The 25,227-nt window shown below is 73.9% G+C and carries 27 protein-coding genes and 1 pseudogene; 19 read left to right on the top strand and 9 right to left on the bottom strand.

What is annotated here, in order from left to right:
* The first annotated feature begins 31 nt into the window (after positions 1-31).
* Both ligA and ACIRSS_RS08780 read left to right on the top strand, forming a co-directional pair.
* A complete protein-coding gene (gene ligA / locus ACIRSS_RS08785) occupies positions 32-2,023 on the top strand; it encodes an NAD-dependent DNA ligase LigA (RefSeq protein WP_400892317.1) in 1,992 nt (663 codons plus the stop codon).
* A gap of 58 nt (positions 2,024-2,081) precedes the next feature.
* Complete coding sequence (locus ACIRSS_RS08780) at positions 2,082-2,474, top strand: hypothetical protein (protein ID WP_400892315.1); 393 nt, start codon at positions 2,082-2,084, stop codon at positions 2,472-2,474.
* 3 nt (positions 2,475-2,477) lie between these two features.
* Here the strand turns inward: ACIRSS_RS08780 and ACIRSS_RS08775 are convergent, their stop codons facing one another.
* Positions 2,478-2,618, bottom strand: coding sequence for a hypothetical protein (locus ACIRSS_RS08775; protein WP_167379510.1), 141 nt, complete (start codon positions 2,616-2,618; stop codon positions 2,478-2,480).
* Between the two features lie 41 nt (positions 2,619-2,659).
* A complete protein-coding gene (locus ACIRSS_RS08770; protein ID WP_400892313.1) occupies positions 2,660-3,502 on the bottom strand; it encodes a phytanoyl-CoA dioxygenase family protein in 843 nt (280 codons plus the stop codon).
* Positions 3,503-3,584: 82 nt separating this feature from the next.
* Between ACIRSS_RS08770 and ACIRSS_RS08765 the strand changes: the two genes are divergently transcribed.
* Complete coding sequence (locus ACIRSS_RS08765) at positions 3,585-4,586, top strand: LacI family DNA-binding transcriptional regulator (RefSeq protein WP_400892311.1); 1,002 nt, start codon at positions 3,585-3,587, stop codon at positions 4,584-4,586.
* Here the strand turns inward: ACIRSS_RS08765 and ACIRSS_RS08760 are convergent.
* Positions 4,570-5,019 carry a hypothetical protein gene (locus tag ACIRSS_RS08760; protein ID WP_400892308.1) on the bottom strand — a complete coding sequence of 150 codons (450 nt, stop codon included), beginning with the start codon at positions 5,017-5,019 and terminating at the stop codon, positions 4,570-4,572. The two genes, ACIRSS_RS08765 and ACIRSS_RS08760, sit on opposite strands and share 17 nt — an antisense overlap.
* 133 nt (positions 5,020-5,152) lie before the next feature.
* On the opposite strand from ACIRSS_RS08760, the gene ACIRSS_RS08755 reads away from it, so the two are divergent.
* Together ACIRSS_RS08755 and ACIRSS_RS08750 are read left to right on the top strand one after the other, a co-directional pair.
* A complete protein-coding gene (locus tag ACIRSS_RS08755) occupies positions 5,153-6,328 on the top strand; it encodes a sensor histidine kinase (protein ID WP_400892306.1) in 1,176 nt (391 codons plus the stop codon).
* A gap of 23 nt (positions 6,329-6,351) precedes the next feature.
* Entirely contained in the window at positions 6,352-6,996 is a 645-nt protein-coding gene (locus ACIRSS_RS08750) for a response regulator (protein ID WP_400892303.1), read from the top strand.
* Here ACIRSS_RS08750 and ACIRSS_RS08745 read toward each other — a convergent pair.
* Complete coding sequence (locus ACIRSS_RS08745) at positions 6,877-7,437, bottom strand: RDD family protein (RefSeq protein WP_400892301.1); 561 nt, start codon at positions 7,435-7,437, stop codon at positions 6,877-6,879. The two genes, ACIRSS_RS08750 and ACIRSS_RS08745, sit on opposite strands and share 120 nt — an antisense overlap.
* Before the next feature lie 158 nt (positions 7,438-7,595).
* Here ACIRSS_RS08745 and ACIRSS_RS08740 point away from each other — a divergent pair, with 158 nt between their 5' ends.
* The 3 genes from ACIRSS_RS08740 (at position 7,596) to ACIRSS_RS08730 (ending at position 13,493) form a co-directional block, all read left to right on the top strand.
* Positions 7,596-9,260 carry an alpha/beta fold hydrolase gene (locus tag ACIRSS_RS08740; protein ID WP_400892299.1) on the top strand — a complete coding sequence of 555 codons (1,665 nt, stop codon included), beginning with the start codon at positions 7,596-7,598 and terminating at the stop codon, positions 9,258-9,260.
* Positions 9,261-9,367: 107 nt separating this feature from the next.
* Positions 9,368-10,564 (top strand): amidohydrolase family protein, encoded by a 1,197-nt coding sequence (locus tag ACIRSS_RS08735; protein WP_400892297.1) that lies wholly within the window; start codon positions 9,368-9,370, stop codon positions 10,562-10,564.
* A 202-nt stretch (positions 10,565-10,766) separates the two neighbouring features.
* Positions 10,767-13,493 carry an AAA family ATPase gene (locus ACIRSS_RS08730; RefSeq protein ID WP_400892295.1) on the top strand — a complete coding sequence of 909 codons (2,727 nt, stop codon included), beginning with the start codon at positions 10,767-10,769 and terminating at the stop codon, positions 13,491-13,493.
* Here ACIRSS_RS08730 and ACIRSS_RS08725 read toward each other — a convergent pair.
* Positions 13,490-14,326: an alpha/beta hydrolase gene (locus tag ACIRSS_RS08725; RefSeq protein ID WP_400892293.1), complete on the bottom strand. Its 837-nt coding sequence runs from the start codon at positions 14,324-14,326 to the stop codon at positions 13,490-13,492. The two genes, ACIRSS_RS08730 and ACIRSS_RS08725, sit on opposite strands and share 4 nt — an antisense overlap.
* 24 nt (positions 14,327-14,350) lie before the next feature.
* Between ACIRSS_RS08725 and ACIRSS_RS08720 the strand changes: the two genes are divergently transcribed.
* The 3 genes from ACIRSS_RS08720 (at position 14,351) to ACIRSS_RS08710 (ending at position 15,917) form a co-directional block, all read left to right on the top strand.
* On the top strand, positions 14,351-14,956 hold the full coding sequence (locus ACIRSS_RS08720) for an SGNH/GDSL hydrolase family protein (RefSeq protein WP_400892291.1): 606 nt from the start codon (positions 14,351-14,353) through the stop codon (positions 14,954-14,956).
* Between the two features lie 218 nt (positions 14,957-15,174).
* Positions 15,175-15,336: a hypothetical protein gene (locus tag ACIRSS_RS08715; RefSeq protein WP_400892289.1), complete on the top strand. Its 162-nt coding sequence runs from the start codon at positions 15,175-15,177 to the stop codon at positions 15,334-15,336.
* A gap of 77 nt (positions 15,337-15,413) precedes the next feature.
* Positions 15,414-15,917 carry a hypothetical protein gene (locus ACIRSS_RS08710; RefSeq protein WP_400892287.1) on the top strand — a complete coding sequence of 168 codons (504 nt, stop codon included), beginning with the start codon at positions 15,414-15,416 and terminating at the stop codon, positions 15,915-15,917.
* A gap of 187 nt (positions 15,918-16,104) precedes the next feature.
* On the opposite strand, the gene ACIRSS_RS08705 is transcribed toward ACIRSS_RS08710, so the two are convergent.
* The 3 genes from ACIRSS_RS08705 to ACIRSS_RS08695 are packed head-to-tail and all read right to left on the bottom strand — an operon-like array spanning position 16,105 to position 17,552.
* Positions 16,105-16,398 carry a hypothetical protein gene (locus ACIRSS_RS08705; protein ID WP_400892286.1) on the bottom strand — a complete coding sequence of 98 codons (294 nt, stop codon included), beginning with the start codon at positions 16,396-16,398 and terminating at the stop codon, positions 16,105-16,107.
* A gap of 51 nt (positions 16,399-16,449) precedes the next feature.
* Entirely contained in the window at positions 16,450-16,926 is a 477-nt protein-coding gene (locus tag ACIRSS_RS08700; protein WP_400892284.1) for a DinB family protein, read from the bottom strand.
* A 20-nt stretch (positions 16,927-16,946) separates the two neighbouring features.
* Positions 16,947-17,552: an SAM-dependent methyltransferase gene (locus tag ACIRSS_RS08695; protein WP_400892280.1), complete on the bottom strand. Its 606-nt coding sequence runs from the start codon at positions 17,550-17,552 to the stop codon at positions 16,947-16,949.
* A 65-nt stretch (positions 17,553-17,617) separates the two neighbouring features.
* On the opposite strand from ACIRSS_RS08695, the gene ACIRSS_RS08690 reads away from it, so the two are divergent.
* The 7 genes and pseudogenes from ACIRSS_RS08690 (at position 17,618) to ACIRSS_RS08660 (ending at position 23,578) form a co-directional block, all read left to right on the top strand.
* The gene (locus ACIRSS_RS08690) at positions 17,618-18,202 is read left to right on the top strand and encodes a helix-turn-helix domain-containing protein (RefSeq protein WP_400892277.1); all 585 of its coding nucleotides are present in this window, start codon (positions 17,618-17,620) and stop codon (positions 18,200-18,202) included.
* A 121-nt stretch (positions 18,203-18,323) separates the two neighbouring features.
* Positions 18,324-19,229 carry an ABC transporter ATP-binding protein gene (locus ACIRSS_RS08685; RefSeq protein WP_400892275.1) on the top strand — a complete coding sequence of 302 codons (906 nt, stop codon included), beginning with the start codon at positions 18,324-18,326 and terminating at the stop codon, positions 19,227-19,229.
* Positions 19,226-19,987 (top strand): ABC transporter permease, encoded by a 762-nt coding sequence (locus ACIRSS_RS08680; RefSeq protein ID WP_400892273.1) that lies wholly within the window; start codon positions 19,226-19,228, stop codon positions 19,985-19,987. Before ACIRSS_RS08685 ends, ACIRSS_RS08680 begins: the two co-directional genes overlap by 4 nt.
* Positions 19,987-20,379 (top strand): annotated as a pseudogene (locus ACIRSS_RS08675) (hypothetical protein); the annotation flags it as partial. The gene ACIRSS_RS08680 and the pseudogene ACIRSS_RS08675, both read left to right, overlap by 1 nt.
* 462 nt (positions 20,380-20,841) lie before the next feature.
* Positions 20,842-21,468, top strand: a complete 627-nt coding sequence (locus ACIRSS_RS08670; protein ID WP_400893453.1) for a hypothetical protein — start codon at positions 20,842-20,844, stop codon at positions 21,466-21,468.
* Complete coding sequence (locus ACIRSS_RS08665) at positions 21,456-22,142, top strand: response regulator transcription factor (protein ID WP_400892271.1); 687 nt, start codon at positions 21,456-21,458, stop codon at positions 22,140-22,142. The genes ACIRSS_RS08670 and ACIRSS_RS08665 overlap by 13 nt, the downstream gene beginning before the upstream one ends.
* On the top strand, positions 22,139-23,578 hold the full coding sequence (locus ACIRSS_RS08660) for a sensor histidine kinase (RefSeq protein ID WP_400892268.1): 1,440 nt from the start codon (positions 22,139-22,141) through the stop codon (positions 23,576-23,578). Before ACIRSS_RS08665 ends, ACIRSS_RS08660 begins: the two co-directional genes overlap by 4 nt.
* Before the next feature lie 3 nt (positions 23,579-23,581).
* Here ACIRSS_RS08660 and ACIRSS_RS08655 read toward each other — a convergent pair whose 3' ends face one another.
* Entirely contained in the window at positions 23,582-23,863 is a 282-nt protein-coding gene (locus tag ACIRSS_RS08655) for a helix-turn-helix transcriptional regulator (protein WP_400892266.1), read from the bottom strand.
* A 184-nt stretch (positions 23,864-24,047) separates the two neighbouring features.
* Here ACIRSS_RS08655 and ACIRSS_RS08650 point away from each other — a divergent pair, with 184 nt between their 5' ends.
* Entirely contained in the window at positions 24,048-24,971 is a 924-nt protein-coding gene (locus tag ACIRSS_RS08650) for a TerC family protein (protein ID WP_400892263.1), read from the top strand.
* Positions 24,972-25,227 lie beyond the last annotated feature (256 nt).

Here is a 25,227-nt window from a genome sequence, read left to right as displayed (position 1 = left end):
TTTGTCGGTGCTGCCCGGTAATGTCCTGTCCGTGGAAGCACGGGAACGCATTCAGGAGCTCGCCGATCGCATCGTGGTCCTCCGCGACGCGTACTACCGGGGTTCGCCCGTCGTGGCGGACGCCGAGTACGACGCGGTCGAGGACGAGCTGCGCGCGCTCGTCGAGGCGAACCCGGAGCTGACGCCGGACCCGAACCCGCTCGACCAGGTGGGCGCGCCCGCCGTGCTGCACGCGCCGATCCGGCACTCGCGGCCCATGCTGTCGCTGGAGAAGGCCACCAAACCCGAGCAGGTCGAGGCCTTCTTCGACCGGTTCCCCGGTCAGCCCGTCGTCGTGATGCCGAAGCTGGACGGCCTGTCGCTCGCCGTCGTCTACGAGGAGGGCCGGTTGCAGCGTGCCGTCACCCGCGGCGACGGCACGACCGGCGACGACGTCACCGTGCTGGTCCGGGCGCTGACCGACGGCATCCCGGACCGGCTCGACGCCCCCGGCCGGGTCGAGGTGCGCGGCGAGGCCGTCATGCTGCGCTCGACGTTCGCCGCGTACAACGAGGCCCATCCGGACAAGCCGCTGATCAACCCGCGCAACGCCGCCGCCGGCACGCTGCGGGCCAAGGACCCCGCGACCGTCGCCGAACGGCGGCTCCAGTTCTTCGCGTTCGACCTCTACACCGACCCCGACAGCGCGGACACCGACCTCGGCGGCGCGCTGCAGACCCTCGGCTTCACCGCCGCCGACATGCGCCGGTGCGCCGACGCGGCCGCCGCGCAGGAGGTGATCGGCGAGATCGAGCGGCGGCGCAACGAGCTGGACTACGACCTCGACGGCGCCGTACTACGGCTGGCCGATCGGGACGCCTACGCGGCGGCGGGCACCCGCTCGAGCTCGCCGCGGGGTGCGCTCGCCTTCAAGTTCGCCGCCGAGGAGAAGACCACCGTGCTCGTCGATGTCCGCTGGGACGTCGGCAAGACCGGCAAGATCGCCCCGGTGGCGTGGCTGGAGCCGGTGTTCGTCGGCGGCACCACGGTCACCCGGGCGACGCTGGCCAACCAGGAGGTCATCAAGGCCCGCGGGATCAAGATCGGCGACACCGTCCTCGTGCGCCGCGCCGGGGACGTCATCCCGTTCGTGGCCGGCGTGCTCGACGCGTCGAAGCGCACCGGCGCCGAGCGGGAGATCGTGCCGCCGAGCGCGTGCCCGTCGTGCGGGCAGCCGCTGACCGAGCAGGGCAACAGCCGGGAACTGTTCTGCACCAATGTCTCCTGTCCCGCGCAGACCGTGCGGCGGCTGATCCACTGGGCGTCGCGGGCCGCGGCGGACATCGACGCGATCGGCGGCGTGTGGATCGAGCGGCTGGCCGAGTCCGGCGACCTCGAGCACCCGTCGGACTTCTACCGGCTGACCAAGGAGCGCCTACTGGAGTTCGACCGCATCGGCGAAGTCTCGGCGACGCGCATGATCGAGTCGATCGACGGCAGCCGGTCGGTCGGGCTGCGCCGGGCGCTGATCGGGCTCGCCATCCCGATGGCGTCCGAAGGCACCGCCGCCCGCCTGTGCCGGGCCGGGTTCGGCTCGCTGGAAGAGGTCGTCGAGGCCGGCGTCGACGGGCTGGTCGCCGTCGAGGACATCGGGCCGAAGGTCGCCGCGTCGCTGATCGAGCACCTCACGCGGCTGCGGCCCGAGCTCGAGCGGCTGCGGGAGCGCGGCGTTTCGCTGGACGTCCGCGAGGAGGACCTGCCGCCGGTCGTCGCGGCCGGCGCTCCCCTGGCGGGCAAGACGGTGGTGGTCACCGGCTCGATCAGCGACCCGCGTTCCGGTGAGAAGGTGCCGCGGCCGACGTTCCAGCGGCTGTGCGAAAAGGCGGGGGCGACCATCGCGTCGTCGGTGTCGGCGAGCACGGATCTGCTCATCACCGGCGCCGACGTCGGGGCCGCGAAACTGACGAAGGCCGAGAAGCACGGCGTCACCGTCGCCGACCAGAGTGAAATCTGGCCCCAGCTCATCGAAGCCGGGATCATCTGAGGCAGGGGCTCGTGAGATGCTGCGACCGCGCAGCAGGCTCGAGGGAGAGGCGGAGCAGGTGACCACCTGGACCGATGTGATCAACTACGTCCGAACGCGGTACGAGGTCTTGGAGGACACCGACGGCTGGCTCCGGTTCCGGTTGGAGGGTCCGGACGGCCGCACGCAGCAGGTCACCGCGCACCACGTGGAAGAACTGCACGGTGGCGCGTGGGTCGAAATCTCCTCACCGGTCGGCTGGGCCGACAAGATCGACCTGCGGCGCCTGCTCGAGCTGGCGGGCAACTCGGCCGTCGGCGGCGCCGCGGTCGTGGACGGCGTGGCGCTGCTCAAGCACACCGTGCCGCTGGAGGACCTCAGCATCGAGCACGAGTTCGAGCGGCCGCTCAAGTCGGTCGTCGCCCGGGCGGATTCGCTGGAGCACGAGCTGACCGCGGCGGACGAGTTCTAGTCCCTAGACGTGCATCGCCAGCCACAGCGCCATCCAGGCGAGGCACGCGAGCGCACCCCCGACCCCGAACGCCAGCAGCACGCGGCGCAACCCCGCGACGACCCCGGCCCGGCCGGACACTTCGGTGATCCCTGCTTCAGTCATGGCTCTCTGGTGCCCCGGGCCGGGGACGGCAAACATCCGATTCAGGAATCTTCGCCCATCACGAGGCCCTCGATCGTGTGTTTCTGGGTGATCGGCGTGAGGCTGTCGACGATCGGGCAGTCCAGGTGCGCGCGCACCGAGTCCGGCAGGGACGCCCAGAACTCGCGGGTCACGGCGGTGTCGTGGCGGTCGTCGTTGCCCGCGCCGGGCGCGTCGAGGCCGAGCACCAGGACCGGCCGCGACTTCGCCGAGTGGTTCGCGGTGCCGCGGTGCACGGTCAGCGCCGAGCGGATCGAGATGTCGCCCATCCGCGGGAACTTGCGCACGGCGAGCTCGCGGTAGCGCGAGTACGCCTCGCGCGGCGGGAACATGCCGTGGTCGAAGGCGCTCCCGTCGTCCCAGTGCGTGCCGGGCGCGATCTCGAACGGGCCCATGTCCGGCTCGGTGTCCACAGCGGTCACGTTGACGGCGAGGGAGTTCAGCCGGCGGTGGCGAGCCGTCTCCTCGGGCATCGGGAAGTCCCGGTGCCACGGCTGGTCGACGGCGCCGGCGAGCGGGACGTCGAACCCGACCTCGACGATCCGGTAGTCCGGCCCGAGCACGGACTCGGCGACGGCGGTGATCCACGGGTGCCCGGCCAGGTCGGCGAAGCCGCGCAGCTGTTCGGGGTGGATCTCGACGTAGAAGCGGTTCGGTCCGCGGCCGACGGCGCCGTCCGGCCGGGCGCGGGCCTCGGCGAACGCCGTGTCGATGTCCTCCCCGAGCCGGGCCACCCAGTCGCGGGTGAAGGCCTGGGGCAGGCCGATGATGCCGTCTTCGTACAGCCGGCCGGTCAGGGTCTCGACCTCGGCGGCGGTCAACGGCGAGGTCAGGTTCGTGGTCATGGGGACCTCCAAGGCGTCACGACGGCGTGGCGACTTCAGTTTGCAACGTGGCATGCCACGTTGCAAGAGGTACGCTGCGGGCGTGAACCCGAAACTGCGGGACGTGGCCGAGCACGCCGGGGTGTCGGTGCGGACGGTGTCCAACGTGGTCAACGGCTTCCGCTACGTCGCCCCGGCGACGCGCGAACGCGTGCAGGCGAGCATCGACGCGCTGGGCTACCGGCCGAACATGGCCGCCCGGACGCTGCGGCGCGGCCGGACCGGGCTGGTGGCCCTGGTCGTCCCGGAAATCGACTCGCCGTACTTCGCCGAGCTCGCCGCGCGGACCGTCCGGATCGCCGAACGCCGCGACCTGACCGTCCTCATCGACCAGACCGACGGCGACGCCGAGCGGGAGAAGCAGCTGCTGCACGGCCGGCGCAGCCAGCTCGTCGACGGCGTCCTGTTCAGCCCGTGGGCCGTGGCGCCCGCGGAGCTCGCCGCCCGCACCGACACCGTCCCGCTGGTGCTGCTCGGCGAGCACGACGGCGCGGCCGGCGTCGACCACGTCGCGATCGACAACGTCGCCGCCGCGCGCGAGGCCACCGGCCACCTGCTCGCCGCCGGCCGGCGGCGCATCGCCGCGCTGGGCATCCAGCCGCGCTCGCTCAACGCCACCGCCCGCCAGCGGCTCGCCGGGTACCAGCAGGCGCTCGCCGAAGCCGGCGTGCCCGCCGAGCCGGACCTGGCGGTGCCCGTCCGGCGCCTGCACCGCGCGGACGGCCACCGCGCGATGCTGGAGCTGCTCGACCGGGCCGAGCCGCCCGACGCCGTCTTCTGCTTCACCGACGAGCTCGCCCTGGGCGCGCTGCGCGCGGCCGCCGACCGCGGCGTGACCGTGCCGGACGACCTGGCCCTGGTCGGGTTCGACGACATCGAGGACGGCCGGTTCAGCGTCCCGGCCCTGACGACGGTGTCGCCGGACAAGGACCGGATCGCCGAGCTGGCTCTCGACCGGCTGGCCGCCGAACCCGGGCCGCCGCGCTCGATCGTCGCCCCGCACCGGCTCGTGGTGCGCGGGACCAGCGTCACGCCTGCCGGTTGACCACCCGCAGGATGAGCCACTGGTCGAACCACGCCCCGGCCGTCGTCACGACCAGCATCACGAGGCCGAGGATCAGGTGCGTGTAGCTGTGCAGCGGCGCGGCGCTGTCGGTCAGCTTGGCGAGGCCGAACTGGAGTCCCAGCCGCAGCGCGAAGAGCACGGCGACGAGGGCCAGGGCCTGCTTGCTGCGCCAGACCGCGCGCAGGTACTTGCGGCGCCGGGACAGCAGCGTGAACCACAGCGTCAGGTGCACCGCGAGGAGCGCGATCGGCAGGAACACGACCCAGTGGTACCGGTCGCTGAACTGCAGGCTGAGGTCGTTGGACGCCACCAGCAGCCCGACGAGCAGGAAGTACCAGCCCGGCAGTCCCTCGATCTTCCCCGGCCGGGTCTCGGCCACCGCGTCGTCCTCTCGCATGAGAAATCGGTTCATGCTCCCAGCTTCGCGAGGAAACGCGGGCAATCGATCAACCGGCGGTAGGAGATTCCGCCGCCGTCTCAGACCCAGGTACGAACTCCGGGCGCGAACGCGGCGCCGGGCCGCCGGGTGCGGCACCATCGGGCAGATGACCTCCGCCAGCCGGATCCCGTGGACCGGCCGCCGCGGCCCGCTGGTGGCCGAAGCGGCCGTGCTCGGCGTCCTGGTGGTGCTCGACATGGTCTTCGCGGCCCGCGCCGTGCCGGGCCAGGGCGAGCTCACCAGCATCGCGATCGAGTTCGCGCCGGGCGCCGGCCCGGTCGTCGCCGTGCTGGCCGTGCTGCGCCGCCGGTTCCCCGGCCACATCGCCGGGCTGGCCACCGCCGTCTCCGGGCTTTCCCTGCTGGGCTCGGGGATCGCGGCGGCGCTGGCAGCCACGGGCACGCGGCTGCCGCCGCAGCCGGGCGCGGCCGAGACCCTCGCGATCGCGCTGGTGGTCGGCGCCGCCTGCCACCGGCTCTCGCCGCGCGCGGCCACCGTCCAGGCCGTGCTCGGGGGCTGCGCGGCGACGCTCGCCCCGATCCTGCGCTACGGCACCGGCTCCCCCGCCGCGCTCTACGCCGCCGGCGCCGCGGTGGTGTGGGGCGGCGCACTCGCCGGCGGCCTGGTGCTGCGCGACGCCGACGTCCGCCACCGCGTCGACGTCCTCGAACTCCGGTCCGCCGAACGGCTCCGGCTCGCCCGCGAGCTGCACGACCTGGTGGCGCACCAGATCACCGGCATCGTCGTGCGCGTGCAGGCCGCGCACCGGGTCGCCGAGCGGACCGGCGGCGACACCGCGACGTTCGCCGAGCTCGAAACCGCGGGCGCCACCGCGCTTTCCGCGATGCGCCGGCTGGTCGGCGCGCTGCGCACGGGCGACGAAGACCTCTTCGTGCCGCCCGCCGACCTCGCCACCGCCGTGGACCGCGCGGTGCCCGACGACGACCGCATCCACCTCGACGTCAGCCCGGACCTCGGCGAACTGGCCGTCGCGCCGGAGGTCGTGACCACCGCGCACCGGCTGCTCACCGAGTCCCTGACCAACGTCCGGCGGCACGCGCCCGACGCCACCGAGGTCCGGGTGCTCGTCCACCACGAACCGCCCGGCGAGCTGCGCCTGGAAGTGGTCAACGACGGGGCAGGCCGGCCCGCCCGCCGGGGCGGCTACGGCCTGCTCGGGATGGCGGAGCGGGTCGCGGCGGTGGGCGGTACGGTGCACGCGGGACCGGCGGAAGGCCGGCGCTGGCGCGTGGTCGCGCGGCTGCCGCTGCGGCCGGACTGACCGCCGCGGGAGGGGAGAGCGGGTTGCCGACGCGAGTGCTGATCGCCGACGACCAGGCGATGGTCCGCGCGGGGTTCCGGCTGATCCTCGAAGGCGAACCGGACATCGAGGTCGTCGGCGAGGCCGCCGACGGCGACCAGGCCGTGCGGCTGGCCCGCGAGCTGCGCCCCGACGTCACGCTGATGGACATCCGGATGCCCGGCGTGGACGGGCTGCGCGCGACGGAACTGCTGGCGGGCCCGGACGTCCCGGACCCGCTGCACGTGGTGATGGTGACGACGTTCGGGCTCGACGAGAACGTCCACGCGGCCCTGCGCGCCGGGGCCTGCGGGTTCCTGCTCAAGGACGCCGGGCCGAACCTGCTGATCGAAGCCGTGCACGCGGCCGCCCACGGCGAGGCGCTCGTCTCCCCCGCGATCACGACCCGGCTGCTCGCGCACTTCGCGCGCGGCAGCGCCCGGCCCGCGCCCGAAACCCCGCTCACGCCCCGGGAGCTGGACGTCGTGAAGGCCGTAGCGCGCGGGGCGACGAACGACGAGATCTGCCGCTCACTCGTGGTTTCGCTGCCCACGGTCAAGACCCACATCGGCGCCGTCAAACGCAAGCTGGGGGCCCGGAACCGCACCGAAATCGCCATCTGGGCGTGGGAAAGCGGGCTCGTCCGCTGACCTCGGCACGCGTTCGACGACCGTGCGGGCCACGATGTCGCCGAACCGCTGCCGCCGGCGCGACACCAGCATCACGACGGTGCCCGCGAGACCCCACGCGAACCCGTCGACGACCATGAGCAGCTCGCGGACCAAGAACGCGCCCAGCGACGGGTGCCCGCCGTCGAGCGTCCGGACCCGCAGGCGCAGCCAGCGCATCGCCGGCGTCTGCCCGCCGTGCCGGTGGGGCCACCACACGGTGACGAACAAGAGGCCGACGAAGTCCAGCACCAGCATCGTGTAGAGGACGACCTCGAGGAAGGTCAGCAGGCCCGGGCCGTGCGGGTGGAAGAGCCAGACGACGGCGATCGCGAGCAGCAGCATCGGCAGGAAGACGAGCAGCTCGTCGAGCAGGAACTGCACCAGGCGGCGGCCGACGACGCCGATTCCCGGACGGGTCATCTGCCCATGATCCCGATCCTCCCGCGCGGGCGCGCGCTGAGTCGGCTCATACCCCGGGCTTAGTTCGCGGCGGCGAGTTCGTCCCCCGGGTTGATCACCGCCGGCGGCCGCCGGGCCAGGCTCGGGCGCACCCCACCCGGCGACGGAAGGACCCTTCGGTGCGCATCTCCCGGACAGGACTGGCGGCCGCGACGGCCGCCCTCTTCGCGGCGGCGGTGCCCGCCGCGGCCGCGGACCCGCTCACGCCGTACACGAGCCAGCAGCTCCAGTGGGGCGACTGCCCGTTCAAGCCGGGCACCGGCGACGCGGCCGTGCAGTGCGCGCTCGTCACCGTGCCGCGCGACTGGGCCGACCCGGCCGCGGGCACCGACCTGAAGGTGTCGATCAGCCGCGCCGCGGCGACCGGTGAGCGGCAGGGCGCGCTCCTGCTGAACCCCGGCGGGCCGGGCGGTCAGGGCACCACGCTGGCCGGCCCGCTCGCCGCGCTGGAGCCGTCCGTGCACCAGCTCTACGACTTCGTCGGCATGGACCCGCGCGGCACCGGCCACGCGGGCACCGACGACAAGGGCTTCCAGTGCCAGGTCCCGACCGGGCGGCTGCCGCAGGGTCCGCTCGACGCGCGCGACCGCTCGGCGGCCAGTATCGCGAACCACCAGAAGGTGCCGCGCGCGGTCGCCGAGGCGTGCCAGAGTGACGCGCTGGCGCCGTACGTCACGACGTGGCAGACCGCGCACGACATGGACCTGATCCGCACGCTGCTCGGTGACGAGAAGCTGAACTACCTCGGCTACTCCTACGGCACCTGGCTCGGCGCGAAGTACGCGTCGCTGTTCCCGGAGCACACCGGCAAGACCGTGCTCGACTCCAGCGTCAACTTCGAAGGCCGGCTGCAGGCGGACTTCGAGGCCTTCCCGGTGATCGACCAGCGGCAGTTCGACGACGTCTACGTGCCGTGGCTCGCGCGCAACTTCGCCGCGCAGCTGGGCGGGACTCCCGCCGAGGTGAAGGCGAAGTGGGAACGCGTCCGGGCGTACTACGCTGCCCACGGCGTCGCCCCCGACGGGTTCGACGGCATCTTCGTCGGCAACGGCAGCGAGATCCAGTGGCTGCTCGGCGCGCTGGTCTTCCTCCAGGGCGCGGCGGCGCTCGACGGCACCACGGCCACTCCCCCGCCGGCGTTCGCCGAGGCGATGGATGCCGCTTCCCGCAAGGCGTTCGGCGTACCGGCGGCGTCCGTGACCCCAGCCGTGGTGGCCGCTGCGGCACCGGACTACACGCAGCGGTCCGGCACCCGCTACGCCGTCGCGTGCGGCGACCAGCCGACCCGGCCGGCGGCCTGGTACAAGCGGCTCAGCGACCAGCAGGGGCCGCGCTACCCGCTGTTCGGCTGGGCGTACGGCCTCGGCGAAACGTGCGGCTTCTGGTCGGACGCACCGCAGCACGCGCTGCCGAACGTGCCCGCTTCGGTGGCGTCGAACATCCTGGTGGTGCAAGGGGAGTTCGACCCGCAGACGGGCTACGAGCAGGCCTCGGCGGCAGCGCGTGCGGCGAGGGTTCCGCTGGTGTCGGTCGACGACTCGCCGTACCACGGGCAGTACGCACTGGCGGGCAACCCGTGCGTCGACGGGCTGGTGAACGTGTTCCTCACGAAGAACTCCCGTCCGGGCAGCACGACGTGCCCGGGAGTGCCGCTCCTCGGCGAGGACCAGGTGTACCCGGTGCCGGGCCCGGTGCGGAGCAAGGCGTCCGTCCAAACGCGACTGTCGATCGAGAGTGGGTTGCGGAAGCGGGTCCAGGACGACGTCAGCGCGGTGAACCGCTGACCTCCCGGCCGCGGCGCACCCGCTGCGCCGCGGCCGGGCGGATCTCCGTACCGCGTCTCCGTAGTTGCCCCGACGTGCGTACCGCCGATCGGCGCGATCGTGGCCGCATGACGAAACAGCTTGTGGTGACCGAACGGCGGCGGCTCACGGCAGTGCGTGCCGCTCGGCTGTTCGATGGTGTCGGGTCCGCCCTCGTGGCCAACCCGCTGGTGGTGCTCGACGGCGCCACGATCCTGGGCGTCGAGTCCGGGGGTACCGCGCCCGAGGGGGCCGACCTCCTCGACCTGGGCGGGGCGACGCTGCTGCCCGGGCTGATCGACACCCACGTCCACCTCGCCTTCGACGCCAGCACCGAGCCGGTCGCGCGGCTCGCCGCGCGGGATGACGCGCAGGTGGCCGCGGCGATGGCCGAGGCCGGGCGAGCGTCGCTGCGGGCCGGGGTGACCACCGTGCGGGACCTCGGCGACCGCGGCTACCTGTCGCTGGCCCTGCGGGACCTCGCCGGGCAGCCGACGCTGGTCGCCGCCGGGCCGCCGATCACCAGTCCCGGCGGGCACTGCCACTTCCTCGGCGGGGTCGCGGAGGCCAGCGAGGCGGGGGTGCGGGCGGCGGTGCGCGAGCACGTCGAACGCGGCACCGACGTCATCAAGATCATGGCCAGCGGCGGGACGATGACCCCGGGCACGCGCCAGGAGGACGCCCAGTTCGACCGGGACGTCCTGCGCGCCGCCGTCGACGAGGCCCACCGGCACGGCCTGCCGGTGACGGCGCACGCGCACGGCACCTCGGCGATCGCCGACGCCCTCGCCGCGCGCGTGGACGGCATGGAGCACGTGACGTTCTGGACGGCGACCGGTGTCGAGCACTCCGAGGAACTGCTGCACGCCGTCGTGGACCAGGGGGTGGCGGTGGGGGCGACGGTCGGCATGGTGCCCGTCGAAGGCCTCGCCCCGCCCGAGGAGATCGCGCGCCGGATGCCGGGCGTGGTCGCGAACTACCGGCGGCTGCACCAACTCGGCGCGCGGGTGGTCGCGGGTACGGACGCGGGGATCGCGCCGGTCAAGCCGCACGGGGTGCTGCCGTGGGCGCCGCTGATGCTGCGCCAGATCGGGCTGTCGCCGGCCGACGCGCTGCGGGCGATCACCTCGGTCGCGGCGGGGGTGTGCGGGCTAGCGCACCGCAAAGGCCGGGTGGCCCCGGGGTTCGACGCGGACCTGCTGGCCGTGGACGGCGACCCGCTGGCCGACCCGCGAGCGCTGCTGCGGGTCCAGGCGGTCTGCGCGCGCGGGACGTGGGTCCGGTGAAGGCGTTTTGGCGGGCGTTGGTGAAGGGATTGGCCCGGGCGTCGTGGTTCCCGGCGCCGATCTGGCCGGCGGGGCCGAAGTTCCGGTGGCCCGGCGAGCCCCGCTGACCCGCGGCCGGTCGTGAGTGAGAAACAGGGTTAGAACACTGTTCCTCACTCACGAGGCAGGCCGTTCGGACGCCGGCGCCGTATCGTACTGGCGCATGGAGCTCGGCCGGGGCTTCGTCGGCCGGGCCGGCGAGCTGACCCTCTTGCGCGCCGGCCTCGCGGAGGCGCGGGCCGGGCGGGGCCGCGTCGTGCTCGTCGTCGGCGAACCCGGCATCGGCAAGACCAGTCTCGCCCGGGAACTCGCCCGGCACGCCGAAGACGCCGGCGTGCCCGTCGGCTGGGGACGCGCCAGCGACGACGAAGGCAGCCCGCCCTTCTGGGTCTTCCGGCAGCTGGCGCGGTCACTGGACCGGCCGTTCCCCACCGGCGAAGCGAACGGTTCCGCCGAAGCGCGCTTCCAAGCCTTCGAAGCCTTCGCCGACGGCCTGCGCGAAGCCGCCGCCCCGCACGGACTGCTCGCCGTGCTCGACGATCTGCAGTGGGCCGATGCCGCGTCGCTCGCCCTGCTCGTGCACCTCGCCCGCGACCTCGACCGCGCGCCCGTGCTGATCGTCGCGACCTACCGCGACACCGAGACGACCGGCCGCGAAGCCCTCACCTCGGCCCTCGCCGCACTCGCCCGCGAGCCCGTGCTGACCCGGATCCGGCTGGCCGGCCTGACCGAGGCCGAGGTCGTCGCGCAGCTCGGCCGCGGGGGCATCCCCGCCGAAATCGCGACGCTGGTCAGCCGCCGCTCGGGCGGCAACCCCTTCTTCGTCTCCGAGCTGGCCCGGTTGGCCGGCGACGGCGGCGACGCGTTGCCTGACGGCGTCGTCGACACCGTCCGCGCGCGGCTGGCCCGCCTGGGCGAGCCGTGCCGGCTGCTCGTCGCGACCGCCGCCGTGCTCGGCCGCGACGTCGACCCGGCCGCGCTCGCCGAGGTCACCGGCCGGCCCGCCGCCGACGTCCTGACCGAGCTGGACGAGGCCGCCGAAGCCGGCATCGTGACCGCGCGCAGCTTCAAGCACGACCTGATCCGGGAGTCGGCGGCGGCGGACCTGCCGACGGCGGCACGGCTGACCGCGCACGCCCGGATGGCGGCCTGGCTCGAGCGCCGCGACCCGGGCCGGACGTCGGAGATCGCCCACCATTGGCTGGAGTCGCTGCCCGTCGGCGACGCCGCGAAGGCCGCGCACTGGGCCGAGCGCGCCGGCGACCAGGCGCTGGCCCAGCTCGCCTGGGAACGCGCCGCCGAGCTCTACCGGCGCGCGCTCGACGCGGCTCCCGCGTCCGCCGCCGACCGGGCGCGGTTGCGGCGCCGCGAAGGCGTCGCCCACCTGCGCGGCGGCGAGATCGAACGCGGCTCCCGGGTCCTGGGAGCCGCCGCCGAGGCGGCCCGGGAGGCGAACGACCCGGCGCTGCTGGGCGAAATCGCGCTGGCGATGGAAGGCCTGTCCGACCCGTGGGGCAGCTTCAACGGCGGCAAGATCGCCAGCGAGGCGCTCGCCGGACTGCCACCCGGCGACGACCCGCTGCGCGCCCGGCTGCTCGCCCTGCACGCGGGCGAAGCCGGGTTCCTCGGCGGCGGCCACGCGGAAGCGGCGTCGGCCGAAGCACTCGCGATCGCCGACCGGCTCGGCGATCCGGACGTGCTCTGCTCCGCGCTGCGGGCCCGGCAGATGGTGCGCTCGGCCCCCGACGGCGTGCACGAACGGCTGGCCCTCGCCCACCGCATGATCGCCCTCGGCGAGGACCGCGACGACGCCGATGTGCTGCTGTGGGGCCACCTCTGGCGGTTCGACGCGCTGCTCATGCTCGGCCGGTTCGGGGAGGCCGAACAGGAGCTCGCCGCGCTGCGGCTGCCGGCCGAACGCCTCCGCCGGCCGCTCGCGCGCTGGCACCACCTGCGCAGCTTCGCCACCATCGCCATCGCGCGCGGACGGTTCGACGACGCCGTCGAGGCGCTGCAGCAGAGCTTCGCGCTCGTCGCCGACCGGGCGCACATGTCGCTGCAGGGCGTGCCGATCACCGTGCTGGCTTCGGTCGCCGCGCTCACCGGGCGCGCCGGCCTGGTGACGCCGGCGATGGAGAGCATCTTCACCGAGCACGCTCCGCCGTTCGTCGCGCTGCTGCACTCGGCGTGGCTGCTGCAGATCGGCGACCGCGCCGGGGCGGCCGAGTTCTACCACCGCGGCGCGGTTTCCCAACCCGCGCCGGTACCCGCGACGCTGCCCGTCGCTGCCGCCGCGGTGGAGGTGGGCGCGGAGTTCGGGCCGCCCGAAGCCGTCGAGCGGGCCGCGGCGATCCTGCGGCCGCACGCCGGGCTGTTCGTCACGGGCGGGGCGGGCTCGATCCTCGTCACCGGGTCGGTCCGCCGGTACCTCGCGCTCGCGGCCGCGTCCGCCGGCCGGCTCGACGAAGCCGTGCGGGAATCCCGGCTCGCGATCGCGGCCAACGACGAAGCCGGCACCCCGCCGTACGCGACGCTGGCGCGCTTCGAGCTGGCCAAGACGCTGGCGCGCCGCGCCCGCCCGGGCGACGTCGCCGAAGCGCTCGGCCTGGCGGCGTCGGTGTCGGCGACGGCCGAGCGGCTCGGGATGGCCCCGGTCCGGCAGGCCGCCGACGGGCTGGCGGCCACCCTGCGCGGGGACGCGCCGGGCCCGTTGACCCGCCGCGAACGCGAGGTCGCCGCGCACGTGGCCGACGGCCTGACGAACAAGCAGATCGCCGCGCTGCTGCACATCTCCGAGCGGACGGCGGAGAGCCACGTCCAGCACATCCTCACCAAGCTCGGCTGCACCAACCGCGCCCAGATCGCCACCTGGGTGACCACCCACGCTTAATCCGGCACCAGCGACAAGACCGCGTCGACGAGTTGCGGTCCGTCCAGCAGCACCGGGTCGTTGTGGCCCGCGTCCGGGACCTCCACCAGCCGCGCCGACGCCGCCGCGGCCACCTCGCGGCTTTGAGCGGGCGGGACGATCGAGTCGCGGCCGCCGAGGACCACCACCGTCGGGACGCGCAGGCGGGCGACCTCGTCCCGCACCGGGAACCGGTCGCGCAGCAGCAGCCGCACCGGCAGGAACGGATAAGCCTCGGCGCCGGCGGCGGCCAGGTCGGTGAACGGCGACCGCAGCAGCAGCCCGGCCGGCGGGTGCTCGAGCGCGAGCTCGGTCACCACCGCGCAGCCGAGGCTCTCGCCGTAGAAGAGGATCCGGCCGGGCGGCACCCGCCGGTCCTCGACGAGGAACCGCCACGCCGCGCGGACGTCGAGCGCCAGTCCTTCCTCGCTGGGGTCGCCGGGATTGCCGCCGTAGCCGCGGTAGTCGAACACCAGCACCGCCAGCCCCGCCTGCGCGAGTTTCGCCGCCAGCGGCGTCCGGTCGGCCCGGTTGCCGCCGTTGCCGCCGGCCACCAGCACGGTCGCGATCGGTGCCCGGCCCGGCCGGACGAACCAAGCGCCCAGGTCGAGGCCGTCGGCGGTGTGGAGCCGGACGTCCTCGGCGCCGGGAAGGACGGTCGTCGCCGAGGGCACCGTTGTGGTGTCCGGCAGGTAGATCAGGCGGCGCTGGAAGACCCACAGGAGCGCCAGGACCAGCACGACGACCAGCACCAGCCCGAGCAGCACCCGCACGACCACCGGCGCGGTCAAGCGGACCGCCGGGGAAACAACCACGCCTCGCGGACGTTGTACCGGGCGATGAACATTCTCCGATTCTGCGTCCTCGGCGACTCGCTGGCCGCCGGCGTCGGCAGTTCGCGCCGAGAGGACACCCTCGGGCAGCGGCTCGCGCGGCGGCTGCGGGCCGAGGGCCACGTCGTCCGGCTCCAGGGCTACGGCGTGCCCGGCGCCCGCTCGGCCGACCTGGACCGCCAGGCCGGCGCCGCGCTGCGTGACGGCGTCGATCTGGCGCTGGTCGTGATCGGCGCGAACGACCTGGCCGGGTTCGTCGCGCCGGCGGTCGGGGCCCGGCAGCTGCACGACGCCGTGGCCCGGCTGGTCCGCGGCGGCGCCCGAGTCCTCGTCGTGCCCGCGCCCGACCTGGGGATCGTGTCGCGGGTGCCCGCGCCCTACCGGCAGCTGGTGTCCGCGGCGAGCGGCCAGTACGCGAGTGCCCAGGCGGACGCCGCGATCCGGGCCGGCGGCGCCGTGGCCGCCGCGGGTCCCCAGCTCACCGCGCGCTTCGCCGCGGACGCGACGCTGTTCTCGGCGGACCGGTTCCACCCGTCGTCGGCCGGTTACGCGGTGATCGCGGACGCGCTGGCGCCCCACCTGCTCACGGTGGCGGCCGACCTCGCCGCGTAACGCTTCAGCAGACGCCGTGCAAAAGCCCGGCGAACCGCGCCTCCGCGGCCGCACCGGCGAGTGTCCGATGTAGACCGTCTCCGGTGCCGCCGAAGCCGTGGGTCTCGGCGCCGTCACGTTCGCGGGCCGCCGTCACCCGGGCGGACTGACGACGGCGCTGCCGTGTGTAGCCGGCCGGGTGCGCGGGTATCCCCGCCGCACCTTCGGAAGGAGCTGACATGGGTCTTCTCATCGGGTTGCTGGTGGTCTGGGCCATCCTGGCCGTCCTCGGCATCGTCATCAAGGGCCTGTTCTGGCTGATCATCGTCGGCGCGGTGCTGTTCGTCGCGACCGCGGTCATCGGTTTCGTCAAACGGGAGGCCCTCAGCCGCAAGCACTGACGACCGGACATCACGTTTTCGCGCCGGAAACGGCCGTTCGGTCTGCGCGCGTCCCGTCGGCGTGCTATTCGATCTCTATGACCGAATCACCGAACTATCCGAACTACCCCGAATCCACGGCGGCCGGGCAGCCGGCCGCCGCCCCGGCCCGGCCCACGACCGTCGAAGGCGCATTCTGGGCGTTCATCGCTTCGACTGTCATCGGCCTCGTCGGCGGCTTCTTGATCTTCGCAAGCCGTGACTCGATCGCCGACACACTGCGGAATTCGAACAGACAAAGCGGCGGCTCGCTGACCGACGCGCAGATCGACCAGGCCGTGACGATCACGATGGTCGTCGCGCTCGTGATCGCCGTGATCATCGCCGCGCTGTACCTGCTGTTCGCGTTCAAGCTGCGCGCCGGCCGGAACTGGGCGCGGATCGTGCTCACGGTGATCACCGCCCTGCAGCTGATTTCGGTGCTGGCAGGGCAGTCCACGGTGCTGGGGTACGTCAGCGTGGTCGTCGCCGTCATCGGCGTCGTGCTGTCGTTCCTGACGCCGTCGAACGCCTACTTCGCCGCCGCCAAGACCATCCGCTAGGACCGGCCCCGGGCCCGCCGCACCCGCGGCGGGCCCGGGCCGCTTTCCGCCGAGGTGCCCGAATTCGAAGGCCTCCGGGATCATCGACGCCATCGAGCAGCGCGCCCACGGCGATCGCCGCGCCACTGCCGGCACTGTCCTGTTCGGACGGTCGCCAGGACCGGCCGGGCGGGCGATCTCCCCGGCTTCAGCGGCCGTCCCACGGGCGGCCGGACAGCAGGTTCGTCACCCACCGCACGGCGGTCTCGCACAACGCCGCTTCCGGACCGCGCCGGTGGGCCACCACGTCGTCGTCGCACCAGAGCATCAGCGCCGTCGCGCCGCCCGCCGTCGGCGTCAACCCGACCACCCAGCGCCGGCCGCCGAGGGCGAGGACGCGCTCGGCGGTGACCCAGCGCCCGCGCGACCCCGTCACCGTCCACGCGGACAGCCGCGCGAGGTCCGCGACCGACGCCGGCCGGCGGGGGTTCGGGCCGTTCACGCCGCCACTGTCGCACATCCGGAGCACCGGGTCCGGGAAGCCGCGGGCGGGTCACCGGCCCGTCGACCCGTCGATCAGCTCGCGCAGGATGTCGGCGTGGCCCGCGTGGCGGCCGGTCTCCTCGATCATGTGGACCAAGGCCCAGCGCATCGACGGCGGCGTCCCGGTCGGGCGGGCCACCGGCTCGGTCAGGTCGGCGCACGCGTCGATCACCGCGTTGGCCTCGGCGACCGCCGCGCGGTAACCCGCCAGGAGCGCGGCGGCCGTTTCCCCCGGGCGCGGCCGGAACGTGGCGTGCCAGTCGGCCGTCGGCTCGCCGAGGAACGTGAAGCGCTCGACGTGCGTCAGGTGCCGGACCAAGCCGAGCAGCGACGTGCCGGAGGGCACGCCGGGCGTCCGGACCTGCGGCTCCGGCACGCCCTCGGCCTTGGCCGCCACCGCGGCGCGCAGCTGGTCGAGGAACCCGCGCAGCACGTCCTTCTCGGCGGGGCCGGTCCGCGGGGGCGGGGTGTCACGACGGCGGGGCATGGTCTGTCCTCCTCGGACGGTCACCGGGCTCGGCGGATCAGCAGCAGGTGGTCGACGACGTCGGCGGCCTGCCCGGCGGGTCCGGTGGCCCGGCGGGAGAGGGCTTCGGCGCGCGAGACGGTCCACTCGCCGGCGTCGAGGTCCAGCGAACGGGCCACCTCCCGCGGCGAGGGGAAGCGGGCTTCCCGGTCCCACGACCACGGCGCGACGGACCCGTGGTCGACGACCAGCAACCGGCCGCACGGCACCAGTGCGTGCGCGGCCCGGCGCAGCACGCGGTCGCGCGGGAACGCGAAGGACGTGTGCAGGTAGTGCGCCGAAACGAGGTCGAAGCGGCCCTCGGGGAACGTCTCGGCCAGTTCGTGCCGTTCGGCGGCGACGCGGTCGCCGAGCCCGAGGTCGCGGGCGCGCTCGGCCAGGCGTGCGATCGCGACGCCGGAGATGTCGGCCGCGGTCACCCGCCAGCCGCGGCGGGCGAGCCACAGCGTGTCGCCGCCGGGGCCGCTGCCCAGGTCGAGGGCCGTGCCGGGCGGCAGCTCGGCGACGGCTTCGGTGAGCCGGACGTTCGGGCGGGGCGCGGCGCGCGGGGTCGCGTAGTGGGTGTCCCAGAATTCCGTGGCGGTCATGGGTCCACCGTGGCGCGGCCGTGCCGGAGTGGCACGCTTTCTTGCGGTTTCGGCAAGATGGCCGGATGAGCGACGACATCGAGGACGTCCTGCACGCGGTCGGCCCGCGGCTGCGGGCCCTGCGCCGCACCCGCGGGCTCACGCTGGCCGAGGTCGCCGGCACGACCGGGGTGTCGGAGAGCACGCTGTCGCGGCTGGAAAGCGGGCAGCGGCGGGCCAGCCTGGAACTGCTGCTGCCGCTGGCGCGCGCCTACCGCGTCCCGCTCGACGACCTCGTCGGCGCGCCCCGCACCGGCGACCCGCGCGTCCACCTCGCGCCGATCCACCGCCACGGCATGACGTTCGTGCCGCTGTCCCGGCGGCCGGGCGGCATGCAGGCGTACAAGATGCTCATCCCGGGCACCGACCGCCCACCCGAGCCGGCGCACCAGACCCACGACGGCCACGAGTGGCTCTACGTGCTCCACGGAAACCTGCGGCTGGTCCTCGGCGAGCACGACCTGGTGCTGCCGGCGGGCGAGGCCGCGGAGTTCGACACGACGCTGCCGCACTGGCTCGGCAGCGCCGACGGAAAGGCCGTCGAGCTGCTCATCCTCTTCGGACAGCACGGCGAACGGGCGCACCTGCGCGCCCGCGCCACCCGCGACTGACCCGGCCCGGGATCGATTTCCGGGGAAGGAACAGGCGCACCCGCTCCCGGCCGCGCGAACTCCCAGGGTTCTCCCAGAACCTCCCAGGAACCGGCCAGGCGGCCGGGCCAGGCTCGCCGCCATGACCACCATCGAAGTGCGCGGCCTGACCAAGCGGTACGGCCCCGACACCGTCGTGGACGACCTGTCGTTCACCGTCGAACCCGGGCAGGTCACCGGGTTCCTCGGGCCGAACGGCGCGGGCAAGTCCACGACCATGAAGCTGATCCTGGGCCTCGCGGCGCCGACGCGCGGGTCCGTCACCATCGGCGGGCGCCGCTACCGCGACCTGCCCGTCCCGCTGACCGAGGTCGGCGCGCTGCTCGACGCGGGTGCCGTCCACGGTGGCCGGAAGGCGCACGACCACCTGCTGGCCCTCGCGGTGAGCAACGGCCTCCCCCGGCGGCGGGTCGGCGAGGTGCTGGCCCGGACCGGCCTCGAGAGCGTGGCGGGCAAGCGGGCGGGCGGGTTCTCGCTCGGCATGCGGCAGCGCCTCGGCATCGCGGCGGCGCTGCTCGGCGACCCGCGCGTGCTCATCTTCGACGAGCCGGTGAACGGGCTCGATCCCGAAGGCATCCGGTGGATCCGCGACTTCATGCGCTCCCTGGCCCGCGAGGGCCGGGCCGTGCTGGTGTCCAGCCACCTGATGAGCGAGATGGCCCAGACCGCCGACCACCTGGTCGTGATCGGCCGCGGCCGGCTCGTCGCCGACACCGCCGTGAGCGAGCTCGTACGCGGCGAAGGCACCGTGCTCGTCCGCACGCCCGACGCGGGCTTCGCGCGGCTGCTCGTCACCGCCGGCGCGACCGTGCGGGAAGGCGCCGAAGCCTCGCTCGTCGTGTCCGGCCTGACGAGCGCGGAGATCGGCAAACTCGCGGCGTACCACGGCGTCGCGCTCGCCGAGCTGACCCCGCAGCGCGTCTCGCTCGAGGACGCCTTCATGGATTTGACCCGCGACAGCGTCGAGTACGAGGGAGCGAGCGCGTGAGCTTCGCCCAGTCCGTCCACGCGGAGTGGATCAAGCTCCGCAGCCTGCGCTCGACGTGGTACACGCTGGCGTGCCTGTTCACGGCCGGCCTCGGCATCACGGCCCTGGCCATGAACGCCGCGGCGAAGACGTACGCCGAGGATCCCCAGGCCTGGGACCCGACCAACCGCAGCCTGACGTCGTACATCGTCGCGCAGCTGATCATCGGGGTGCTGGGCATCCTGGTCGTCACCGGCGAGCACGCGACCGGGCTGATCGGGACGTCCCTGATCGCCACGCCCCGCCGGCACCGGCTGCTGGCGGCCAAGGTCGTGGTCGCCGTCGGCGTCGCCGTGGTGGCGGGCCAGGTGCTGATGTTCGCCGCCTTCCTCCTCGGGCAGGCCGTCCTGGGTGCGCAGGGCCTCCCGCGAGCGGCGCTCGGCGACCCGGGCGTGCTCTCCGCCGTGACGGGCGGCGGGCTCTACCTCGCGGCGATCGCGCTGCTGGCGGTCGGGCTGGGCACGCTGATGCGGGCGACCGCGGGCGCGCTGGCGACGCTGGTCGGAATCGTGTTCCTGGTCCCCGCGCTAGCGGGCCTCTTCCCGGCGTGGGTGCGCGGGCTGTTCTTCTACTGGCCGACGCTCGGGGCGTCGGCGGTCCTGAAGACGGTGCCCGACCCGGACTTCCCGCACCCGTGGGTCAACCTGGCCGGGATGTGCGTGGGGGTGGCCGCGGTGCTGGCGGTGGCATTCGCGGTCTTCCGTCGCCGGGACGTGTGATGCGCGAGGTCGGCCGAGGCCTGGCGGCGGCGGCCGCGGCGCTGCTCGCGATGGCGGTCATCGCGGCGGCGGGGTTGCTGCTGCTCGGGGTGCCGGACGTCGGCGGGTTGACGGCGGCGGTGGTGGCGTTGGCGGTGGGCGGATCGGTCGATGTCCAGGCGGCTGCCGCCGGTGGGCTTCCGGTCGAGGTGCATGGTGGCCTGCACGGGCTTCCGCTGGGGGTTTCCCTTGCGGGGGCGGTGGTTTTGGGGTGGCTGTTGCTGCGGCGTCGGGAGGGGTTGCTCGTGCGTGGGGCCGCGGCGGTGGTGGGTTTTGTGGGGGCGTTGGGTGGGATTGCGTTGTGGGGCGGGGGGAAGGTGGGTTTGCCGGGCGGGGTTGGTGGGCCTGGGGGCTGCGTCTCGGGTGGGTTGCCTTTCCCGGGCGCCGGTTCTTCCGCGGGGGTGAGGCAGGGTTCGTTGGGTGGGCTCGGCGCCGGTTTCCCTGCCGCGGCTGGTGGACCGCTCTCCGGTGGGCTTCCCGCGCGACCCGGCCTGCCCACCTCGGCCGATTTACTCGCCGGACTCCCCGCGCAAGCCAGCCTGCCCACTCCGACCGACCTACGCGCCGGGCTCCCCACGCAAGCCAGCCTGCCCACCCCGGCCGACCTACACACCGGACTCCCCGCGCAAGCCAGCCTGCCCACTCCGACCGGCCTGCACGCCGGACTCCCAGCCCAAGCAAGCCCGCCCGCCCCAGCCGACCTACACACCGGATTTCTCGGGCAAGCCAGCCTGCCGTCCCTTGGCGATCTGCACGCCGGACTTCCCGGGCAAGCCGGACTTCCCTCCCCCACCCACCTGGAAGCCGCGTTCTCCGTGGCCGCCGCCCCCACCCTCGCCGGCGCCCTGTTCTTTGCCCTCGTGGTCGTCGCGGCCTGCGGCCTGATCGCGCGCTTCCCTTCCCTGGCAACAACTCTGCGCACCCTCCGCTGGCCGCTCGCCGGGCTCGCCGCGGTCTGCCTCACCGCCGCCGGCGTGCTCGGCGGCGCGACCGCGGCGGGGGCCGTCCTCCTGCTCCTCCCCCAGCTGCTCCCCGCCGCCGTTCTGACCGGCCTCGGCGTCCCCTGGCACCTCAGCACCACCGGCCTGCTCTCCTGCGCCCCGGACACCGGCTTCCCCGCCACGCACTGGATCGCCGCCGCGGTCCTGCTCGGCTGCGGCATCGCCGTCGCCCTCCGCTGGCGTCACCCACCGCTGCGGCAAGCCCCGGTGCTCGCCGCCGTCGTCGGCGGTGTCCTGGCCGTCACCGCACTCGTGTCACGGTTCTCCGCCGACCTCTCGGTGAGCGCGTTCGGCTTCTCGGTGCCCGTCCTCGGCGCTCAGCTGGCGGCGAACCCGCTCCTGGCCCTGGCCGCCGGGGCCGCGGGCGGCGCCGTCGCGGGGTTCGCGGGCAGCCTGCTCGTCCGCGCGATCTCCGTATCCTCGCGGGCATGGACGCGATGAACCGGCTGCTGGTCGTGGACGACGAGCCCACCGTCCGCGAGCTGCTCTCGGCCGCCCTCCGGTTCGCCGGCTTCCGGGTGACCTCCGCGGCGACGGCGCGCGAAGCCGTCGCCGCGGCCACCGAAGAACCGCCCGACCTGGTGCTGCTGGACGTCATGCTGCCGGACCTCGACGGCTTCGAAGTGGTCCGGCTGCTGCGCGAACAGCACCGTCCGGTACCCGTCCTCTTCCTCACCGCGCGGGACGGCCAGGCCGACAAGGTCACCGGCCTGTCCCTCGGCGCCGACGACTACGTCACGAAGCCGTTCGACCTGGCGGAGCTGATCGCGCGGATCCGGGCGATCCTCCGCCGCACCTCCGGGCACCCGGCCGCCGTGCTGACCGTGGGCACCCTCGCCCTCGACGCCGACGGCCGGCAGGTGACGCGCGCGGGGCAGCCCGTCCGCGTGTCCGCCACCGAGTTCCGGCTCCTGCGCTACCTGATGGAGAACGCCGGCCGCGTGGTCTCGAAGGCGCAGATCCTCGACCGCGTGTGGCGCGAGGACTTCGGCGGCGACGCCAGCATCGTCGACACCTACATCTCCTACCTGCGACGCAAGGTCGACACCGAGGAGCCCAAGCTGATCCACACCGTGCACGGCGTCGGCTACGTGCTGCGCGAGCCCCGGCGATGACGCGGCTGTCGCTGCGGGCGCGGCTGCTGCTGCTCACCGCGGGCCTCCTGCTGGCCGGCCTGACCCTGATCAGCGCGCTCGTCGCCGGGCAGCTGGAGCGCTTCCAGCTCGACCGCCTCGACGGCCAGCTGCGCTCGATGACCGAGCTCATCTCCCGCGCGGCGGGCCCGCCCCCGGCCGAAAACGCCGCCGTGCGGCCGGATCTGCTCGACCCCGCGCTCGAATTGTTCGGCACCCCGTACGTCGTCTACCTGGACGCCGCCGGCGCCCCGGTGGGCGGGCTGCACTCGTCGCGCGTGTCCGGCGCGACGCTGCCGCCGTTCGACGCGCTGCGCACGGTCCCCACCGACGGGACGGCCGTCGACCTGACCGCCGCCGACGGCTCGGAACGCTGGCGGGCGGTCGCGCGCCCGGCCCTCCGCTGGGGTGGCACGGTGGTTTCGGCCGCGCCGCTCGCCGAAGCCGACGCCACGATCGCCCAGCTGCGGGTGAGCAGCCTGGTCACCGGCGCGGGGCTGCTCGTCGTGCTGACCGCGGCCGGCTGGTTCGCCCTCGGCCGGGGCCTGCGGCCGCTGCGCCGGATCGAGCACACGGCGGCCGCGATCGCCGGCGGCGACCTCACCCGGCGCGTCCCGGTCCTCGCGCCGCCGGGCACGGAGATCGGGCACCTCGCGGCGTCGCTCAACACGATGCTCGGCCAGCTGGAGGGCGCCTTCGCCGGCCGGGCGGCGTCGGAGGCGCGGATGCGCGCGTTCGTCGCGGACGTCAGCCATGAGCTGCGCACGCCGCTGTTCGGCATCAAGGGGTCCACGGAGCTCTACCGGATGGGCGCGCTGCCCGGACTGTCCGATGTGGACGAAACGATGCAGCGCATCGACCGCGAAGCCACCCGGCTCACCGCGCTCACCGAGGATCTCCTGCTGCTCGCCCAGCTCGACGACGCACCGGAGGAGCAGCTCGACCGGGCCCCGATGGACCTGCGCACCCTCGCCGGCGACGCCCGCCACGACCTGCGCGCGCTCGACCCGTCCCGCACGGTCACCCTCACCGGCCCGGGCGGCGACGGACCCCCGGGCCCGGCCCCGGTCGACGCGGACGAGGCCCGGCTCCGGCAGGTGGTCACGAACCTGGTGGGCAACGCGGCCGCGCACACGCCCCCGGGCACGAGCGTCCGCATCGGCGTCGGCACGGCGGCGGGGCGCGCGGTCCTGGAGGTGGCCGACGCCGGGCCGGGGATGCCGGCCGAGCAGGCGGCGAAGGTGTTCAACCGCTTCTACCGCGCCGACCGGTCCCGCACCCGCTCGGGTGGCGCGGACGCGGGGCTGGGGTTGTCGATCGCGCGCTCGCTGGCCCGCGCTCACGGCGGCGACGTCGAGCTGGAGACGGCGGCCGGTGAAGGCGCGTGTTTCCGGCTGTCGTTGCCGTTGCCGGACTGAGGTTCAGGAACGCTTCGGGCCCAGCGCCGCCACCAGCTCGGCCACGCGGTGGTGGGCTTCCAGCGGGTGCCGCAGGCGGCCTTCCGGGTGGATCGTGTAGTGGTTGCGGCGGCCCACGCGCTCGCGTTCGACGTAGCCGTCCGCGATCAGGTCCGCGAGGATCAGCTGCACGCCGCGTTCGGTGATGCCGACCCGCTCGGCGATGTCGTGCAGCCGGTGGTCCGGATCCTCCGCCAGGCACAGCAGGACGTGCGCGTGGTTGCTCAGGAACGTCCACGAAGCCATGCGGGCAGCTTAGCCGTCCACACTTGACAGACGAAGCAGAGTTCGTCATTCTGGAGTGGACGGAGGGGAGTACCCGCCCCGGTCCGGCATCGTCAATACGGCTGCCCCAGCGCACGCCCGGTGCCGGCGCCACCTCGCGGTGGCCGGGAAGACCTCCGGTTCGCACGAACCGGAGGAGTGTGCTGTGACCGTCCCCATCTGGGCCTGGGCCGCCGTGCTGGGCGTCATCCTGCTGATGCTCGCGGTCGACTTGTTCGCTCACCGCAAGGCGCACGTCGTCGGCGTCCGCGAGGCGCTGGCGTGGTCGGGCGTGTGGGTGGCGCTCGGCGTCGCGTTCGGCGCCGTCATCTGGTGGGTCTGGGGCGCGGAATTCGCGGGCCAGTACTTCGCCGGGTACGTGATCGAGAAGTCTCTGGCGGTCGACAACGTCTTCGTGTTCGCGATCATCTTCGGCTACTTCGCCGTGCCGCGCGAACACCAGCACCGGATCCTGTTCTACGGCGTCATCGGCGCACTGGTGTTCCGCGCGGTGTTCATCGCGGCCGGCTCGGCACTGCTCGCGAGCTTCGCCTGGATCCTGTACGTGTTCGGCGCGTTCCTGGTCCTGACCGGCATCCGGATGGCGCTGCACCGCTCGGAATCGGTGGACTACGAGAAGAACATCGTCCTGCGCGTGTTCCGCCGGCTCGTCCCGTCGACGGACGTCCACCACGGCAGGAAGTTCCTCGTCCGCGAAGCCGGCCGCTGGGTGGCGACGCCGCTGCTGGCGGTGCTGGTGCTGATCGAGGTGACGGACGTGGTCTTCGCGGTCGACTCGATCCCGGCGATCTTCGCGGTGACGCAGGAACCGTTCCTGGTGTTCACCTCCAACGCGTTCGCGATCTTGGGTCTGCGAGCGTTGTACTTCCTGCTGGCGGACTTGATGCACCGGTTCGTGTACTTGAAGCTCGGCTTGGCGCTGGTCCTGGTCTGGGTGGGCGTGAAGATGCTGCTGCTGGAGGTCTGGAAGATCCCGACGGGCCTGTCATTGGGCGTGGTGGGCGCCATCCTCGCGACGGCCGTCGTGGCCAGCTTGGTCCGGACCCGCATCGCCGCCCGCTCGTCTTGACAGAAAGGAATCCCGGAATGCGTGCGGCGCGGCTTCCGAAACCGACTGGGTGCGGCAGAAGACCGGCCAGGTCTCCGCACTCACGAAAGCCTGCGGCCTTTGAGTCGAACCACTCAGGACGGCCGGTTGGTTTCCCCCTCGCGGACCGCGATGAACGGGCTTCAGCAGGATCTCGGCCTGGGCCTTGCCCTCGTCCGTCGGGGCCGGTACCGGCGTCAGCACCTGGTCGGCCGGGGAGTTCGCCTCGGACTCCGCG

It is taken from the genome of Amycolatopsis sp. NPDC101161, from assembly GCF_044768185.1.
GTDB lineage: Bacteria > Actinomycetota > Actinomycetes > Mycobacteriales > Pseudonocardiaceae > Amycolatopsis.
The sequence above is the reverse complement of the archived record's forward strand: the minus strand, read 5'-3'. Positions and strand labels throughout refer to the sequence as shown.